Origin of the sequence: Endozoicomonas sp. ONNA1 (assembly GCF_024606325.1) — a bacterium.
In the GTDB taxonomy this organism is placed as follows: domain Bacteria; phylum Pseudomonadota; class Gammaproteobacteria; order Pseudomonadales; family Endozoicomonadaceae; genus Endozoicomonas_A.
On the sequence record NZ_JAHHPN010000813.1, the window covers coordinates 1 to 6108 of the forward strand.

Annotated in this window: 5 protein-coding genes; 1 reads left to right on the forward strand and 4 read right to left on the reverse strand. The window is 49.5% G+C overall.

Annotated features, from left to right (window positions below; all coding sequences use genetic code 11):
* The first annotated feature begins 267 nt into the window (after positions 1-267).
* Entirely contained in the window at positions 268-681 is a 414-nt protein-coding gene (locus KDK19_RS19305) for a nuclear transport factor 2 family protein (RefSeq protein ID WP_257280995.1), read from the forward strand.
* A 62-nt stretch (positions 682-743) separates the two neighbouring features.
* Here KDK19_RS19305 and dxs read toward each other — a convergent pair whose 3' ends face one another.
* The 4 genes from dxs to KDK19_RS19325 form a co-directional block, all read right to left on the reverse strand.
* Positions 744-2669, reverse strand: coding sequence for a 1-deoxy-D-xylulose-5-phosphate synthase (dxs, locus tag KDK19_RS19310; protein ID WP_257287157.1), 1926 nt, complete (start codon positions 2667-2669; stop codon positions 744-746).
* Between the two features lie 364 nt (positions 2670-3033).
* Entirely contained in the window at positions 3034-3921 is an 888-nt protein-coding gene (ispA, locus tag KDK19_RS19315) for a (2E,6E)-farnesyl diphosphate synthase (RefSeq protein ID WP_257292657.1), read from the reverse strand.
* A gap of 3 nt (positions 3922-3924) precedes the next feature.
* Positions 3925-4167: an exodeoxyribonuclease VII small subunit gene (locus KDK19_RS19320; RefSeq protein ID WP_257281049.1), complete on the reverse strand. Its 243-nt coding sequence runs from the start codon at positions 4165-4167 to the stop codon at positions 3925-3927.
* A gap of 258 nt (positions 4168-4425) precedes the next feature.
* Positions 4426-5898, reverse strand: a complete 1473-nt coding sequence (locus tag KDK19_RS19325; RefSeq protein WP_257292658.1) for a sodium:alanine symporter family protein — start codon at positions 5896-5898, stop codon at positions 4426-4428.
* Positions 5899-6108: the final 210 nt, after the last annotated feature.

Here is a 6108-nt window from a genome sequence, read left to right on the forward strand (position 1 = left end):
ATACGGGACAGGTTGACTGAACCCATCCGGATGAGGCCAAAAATAACCAGCGCAATAATACAGGATTGATGCCAGCCAGGAGAGGCTTTAAGATGCTTTGCCAGTAAATGGGTGCGTTGCACGAAAGGTGACTGCTTGAGGTAATGGGCTTGCAGAATACCTGCTATCGGACACCTATTTACCCTTTCATATCAAGCTTTGTCTCGAAATTGTCCCCTACAGAGAGAAATAACAGTTGTACTGACTTTTATCGCAGGAATCATGCTTATGAATGAAAAAGTAATGACTCATCAACAAAAAATTCAATTTTTCAGTGATGCTCTACACAATGTTTTAGCAAAGCATGACGCTTCTAAAGTCGCCGATTATTTTACGGATGATGCCGTCATAATGATTAATGAAAGACGCATGGAGGGCTGCCAACAAATTTGCGAGCGATTACAGTGGATTAAAGAGCATACCCATGGCGTGGATATTTCTGTGCATCGGGTTTTTTTCAACGGTGACCGGGGGTTCGATCACCACACATCCAGAGTGACATCCAATGAGGGTACTACGGCCCTGTTCAAAATATTTGGCTATATAGAAATGCGAGATAATAAAATATCGCGGTATGAAGATGTGACCGTTCAAATTGAAGGTGAAGAAGCCATGCATTTAGCGACATCTGTTCAACAATAAATCAAACTAACAGAAGGGAAATGACTCAGCCTCCTGTGATCAGGAGGCTGATAATGAAGTGATCAGGCCGGGGTGACATGGGCGATCTTAATCGCGCTTTTCAGGCTGCGGCTCATACGCTTTATAACGGATTGTCTGATGCCTCCGGCATCGAGTCCACACTCGGCCAGTTGTTGTTTGTGACTGGCGGCCTCAACGTATTCATCCGGAATACCCAGCTGCATGACCGGCACATGGATGCCCTGCTCATTGAGGAACTCGGCAACGGCTGAGCCCGCTCCACCGGCAATACAGCCTTCTTCCAGTGTGACCAGAAGTTCATGTTCTTTGGCCAGTTGTCGAATGAGCTCTTTATCCAGCGGTTTAACGAAGCGCATGTTTGCGACAGTGGCGTTAAGTTCGTCAGCAGCTTCCAAGGCGTTCTCTAGCAGAGTGCCGAAAGAAAGAATGGCCACTTGTTGCCCCCGGCGGCGAACCTCGCCTTTACCAATGGTCATGGATTCGAGACTTTCACTGATCGCTACACCGGGGCCGGTCCCTCTCGGGTAACGGACAGAAGCCGGCCCCTGATACTGATAACCTGTAGAGAGCATACGACGAGTTTCGTCTTCGTCGGAAGGCGTCATTACCAGCATTTCAGGCACGCAGCGCAAGTAAGCAATATCGTAGCAGCCACCATGAGTTGGGCCGTCTTCTCCAACCATACCTGCCCGGTCGATGGCAAAAAGGACGTTCAGCCTCTGAACTGCAACGTCATGAATTAGCTGGTCGTAAGCTCTTTGCAGGAAAGTAGAGTATATCGCGACGACAGGTTTCATCCCCTCACAAGCCATACCGGCAGCCAGAGTTACCGCGTGCTGTTCGGCAATAGCAACATCAAAGTAGCGATCCGGATAGCGATCGGCAAAGCGAATCAGGTCCGAGCCTTCGCACATGGCTGGGGTAATACCTACCAGTTTGTCGTCTTTTGCTGCCATATCGCACAGCCATTGACCAAAGACATTACAGTACTTGGGCTTTTTAGGGAGCCCGTGTTTTTCTCCACTGACTGTAGCGCTTGGTTCCAGCTTGGTGATGGCGTGATAACCAATAGGGTCTTTTTCTGCAGGTGTGAAGCCTTTACCCTTGCGGGTTACCACGTGCAGAAATTGAGGGCCGTCCAGATCTTTAAGGTTGTCAAGAGTGTGTAGCAGCATGGGTAGGTCATGGCCGTCAATAGGGCCAAAATAATTAAAGCCCATTTCTTCGAACAGGGTACCGGGAATGATCATTCCCTTCATGTGCTCCTCAGTTCTGCGAGCCAGTTCCCAGGCATGGGGAATGCCATTAAGCACTTTCTTGCTGCCTTCCCGAATATGGTGGTAGGTCCTGCTGGATAAGATTTTGGTCAGATAGTTTGACAAACCGCCTACGCTTTTTGAAATGGACATGTCGTTGTCGTTCAAAATAACCAGCATGTTGGCCTTGAGGTCTGCAGCATGGTTCATGGCTTCATAAGCCATCCCGGCCGTCATGGAACCATCGCCAATCACTGCAACCGTGCGTCGTTTTTCTCTCTTCAGCCGGGCGCTGGTAGCCATGCCCAGTGCGGCACTGATAGAAGTGCTGGAGTGACCCACGCCAAAGGTATCAAACTCACTTTCTTCTCTTTTTGGAAATGCAGCCAGACCGTCTTTCTGGCGTAGGGTGTCCATTTTGTTTTTGCGGCCAGTGAGTATCTTATGGGGGTAGGTCTGGTGGCCCACATCCCATATCAGACGATCATGGGGAGTATCGAAGAGGTAGTGCAGGGCGACAGTCAGCTCAACAACACCCAGCCCGGCACCAAAATGTCCACCCACCTGACCGACCGAGTAAAGCAGAAATTCTCTGAGTTCCCGGGCCAGCCGGGGCAGATCTGATCTATCAAGTTGGCGCAGCTGGTCAGGAGTATCGACCTGATCTAACAAGGGAGTATCAGGCTTTGTCTTGGGTATTTCGTGAAACATGTTTGCTCGCGGTCCAGGCCTCTCAGCCATAAAAAGCGACCCTTTCATGGGAATCGATCATAAAAGCCAGTTTCCTGGTCCCGGGTCGCTTTTCGAAAATTCGACGTCGTCCCTCATTCACCACAACTTGCACGGGACGGAAAGGGGAAACCTTGATGTTTCCGGCAGTTTGCCAGGTTTGAGGGTATCGAAGCCTGACAGCGTCGTAACACAGTCATGAGAGACTGATACCACTCTTGGCTCTTCTCAATAGGCGAAGAATGATAACAGTAAATGTCATCAGTGAATTATAGGATTGTACCTGAACAGTAGGTTTTTTCTATGGCAATGCTGAAGATAAGCTACGTAATGATATTACATCGAATCAATGAGATCTCTGGATGACGTACTTTGCCATTTGCCTGAGGATAATGGCCTGATCCCCGAAGCTTTCGAGGGAGCAAATCGCCTGGTGACAGAGCGAGCTGGCGAGTTCTCTGGCACCCTGCAATCCCATAAGGGATACATAGGTGGGCTTATCCAGAGCCAGATCTGCCCCTTGTTGCTTACCCAGTACTTCGGTGTCGGCGGTGACGTCAAGAATGTCATCCTGAACCTGAAAAGCCAGACCAATGGCGTCTGCATAGCGAATAAGTTGGTTCAGTTGTTCTGTTTCGACTTTGCCACTTGAAAGTGCGCCCATGACAACACTGGCGCGAATCAGTGCCCCGGTTTTGTGGCTGTGCATTAATTGCAGTTGTTCCTGATTCAATGGACTGCCTACAGAGTTCAGGTCCATGGATTGGCCACCGCACATACCCCCATGGCCAGAAGCACGGGCCAGTTCCCTGATCAGTTGCAGGCAGACAGGAGCGGGTAATTCGTGATGGCTTGAAGCCAGTACTTCAAATGCCAGAGTTTGCAGAGCATCACCTGCAAGAGTGGCAGTGGCCTCATCAAAAGCTTTGTGGCAGGTGGGTTTGCCTCTTCGAAGATCATCATCATCCATCGCTGGAAGATCATCATGCACCAGGGAGTACGCGTGGACGAGCTCTACAGCGCAGGCAGCAGGGTCCGCTTGAGTCTGATCGCCACCTACGGCTTCAGAGGCAGCATAAACCAGAATCGGTCGAATACGTTTGCCACCGTTAAAAACAGAATAGGACATCGCCTCAACCAGCCTTGCACTGACGTGACTGATGTCGGGAAGATGATTTTTGAGCTGCTCATCAACGCGGTTTTGACAACCCTTGATGTATTCCAGCAGAGTCATGGATTATTCGCCTTCTGTCGGATCGAAAGGGCGGGTTTCCAAATGGCCCTGATTTTCCAGAAGCTGCTGGACTCTCTGTTCTGCTTCAGTCAGCGCTTTCTGACATTCACGTGTCAGCTTTACCCCTTTTTCAAAGGCTTTCAGAGACGCTTCCAGTGTCATATCACCGGACTCCATTTGCTGAACCAGTGCATCCAATTCTGTGAGCGACTGCTCAAAGGCAAAGCCCTGCTTTTTTTCCGGCATGCTTAGAAACCTTTTCCATTGACTTGGTGAGGGAATACCTGCCTTCAGGATGACCTTTGTCAGCCAGAGTGCTTCAGTGCATGGCAAAAAAGGACGGTACTCACCCGGATAAATTAAAACGGGCTCAAGCATACCACAAATTCAGGTTGGGGCGGGTTCTGGCAACACGGGAGGGTGACATGTGCGGGGGCAGAGAGATTGTAAATAGTGTTTTCAAAGGAAAAACAGGCCGAGCGGATGGCTCGGCCTCATTGGGTGTTATTCAGTGGCCGGTCGAACGTCGGCTTCCGGGATAGGGCAAGATTGAGCTTCGCCAGCATTATGTTCCTGCCACACGTCCTTATCCATGGTCTTGTCCAGGAATGGGAACTTCTTGCGGTTAAATACCGGTACAACGCCGTCAGCAATTTGATCGTCAAAGTCTTTCAGAACTTTTACGACGATACCTGACAGTAGCAGAATAGCCGTAATGTTGATCAGCGCCATAGTACCCATAGACAGATCAGCGAAAGCCCATACGGTAGGCAGGTTGCCAACAGAACCCCAGAACACCATGACCAGGACGGCCAGACGATAAATCATCAGCAGAGTCTTGCTGTTTTTAATGAACAGCAGGTTAGATTCACCGTAATAGTAGTTGGCAATGATGGAGGTGAAAGCAAACAGCAGGATGGCTAATGCAACCAGATGTCCACCCCATGGTCCTATCTCACTGGACAGGGCTGCCTGAGTCAATGCAACGCCGGTCAGGCCACTGCCCGGTTCCAGCATACCAGACACCAGTATAATGGCAGCCGTGGCTGTGCACACGACAATGGTGTCCATAAACACCCCCAGCATGCCCATCATGCCCTGACTAACCGGGTGAGTGGAGTGTGCAGTCGCTGCAGCATTAGGTGCGCTGCCCATACCGGCTTCGTTGGAGAACAGGCCACGCTTGATACCTTGCATCATAGCCTGGGAAACCATGTAGCCGACACCGCCACCCATGGCGGTTTCAAGACCAAAAGCACTCTTGAAAATCAGGGTGAATACAGCCGGTAGTTCAGGGATATTCATGGCCACTATAACAACCGCCACAGCCAGATAGCCCACAGCCATAAATGGCACAATCATTTCAGCGACTTTGGCGATGGAACGAATGCCACCAAAGATGATGATGCCGCTGGCCATTACCAGTCCGATGCCAATGTATTCAGGAGCAATGTTATAACCCGTGAAAGCGGCTGCAATAGAATTGGACTGAACGCTGTTGAAAGCAAATCCGAACGCAATAATCAGAGAGATAGAGAAAGCAATGCCCATCCAGCGCTGACCCAGTGCTTTCTGCATGTAGTACGCAGGACCTCCGCGATAAGTGCCATCACCATTGTTGGTTTTGTAGATTTGGGCGAGGGTGTTTTCGGCAAAACTGGTAGCCATACCCAATAGGGCAATAAGCCACATCCAGAAGATGGCACCGGGTCCACCCAAATAAATAGCAACGGCAACACCGGCGATGTTACCGGTACCAATTCGGGCCGCAAGACTGGTGCAGAATGCCTGGAATGGGGAAATATGAAGGTCGGAATGAGTTCTGCGGCTACCCATCATGGTTTTGGCAGCCAGACCGAAGCGACGGATTTGTACGAAACGTGTACGAATGGTGAATAAAATACCGGCTCCAAGCAGCAGGTAAATCAGGATACTCCCCCAAAGAAGATTGTTTGATGCAGAGATAAAATCGTTCATAGTACTTCCTGATTATTAATATGATATTTAGTTTGTTTGTTTTTATTTCCATATAAAATAGATGAATAAACGATGACGAATAAGTACAAACACTGCCTGCCCGAGTCATAGCAAATTAAGAAATAACAATCGTTTAGGACGCGGTTGCAAACGTAGCGAAAAAGCGCAGTTTACAGCGAGTAAATGAGCATTTTGAGCCACTTTTTAACG

Coding starts and splice junctions, on each gene's coding strand:
- KDK19_RS19305 (WP_257280995.1), top strand. CDS start 268: ATGAATGAAAAAGTAATGACTCATCAACAAAAAATTCAATTTTTCAGT.
- ispA (WP_257292657.1), bottom strand. CDS start 3,921: ATGACTCTGCTGGAATACATCAAGGGTTGTCAAAACCGCGTTGATGAG.
- KDK19_RS19320 (WP_257281049.1), bottom strand. CDS start 4,167: ATGCCGGAAAAAAAGCAGGGCTTTGCCTTTGAGCAGTCGCTCACAGAA.
- dxs (WP_257287157.1), bottom strand. CDS start 2,669: ATGTTTCACGAAATACCCAAGACAAAGCCTGATACTCCCTTGTTAGAT.
- KDK19_RS19325 (WP_257292658.1), bottom strand. CDS start 5,898: ATGAACGATTTTATCTCTGCATCAAACAATCTTCTTTGGGGGAGTATC.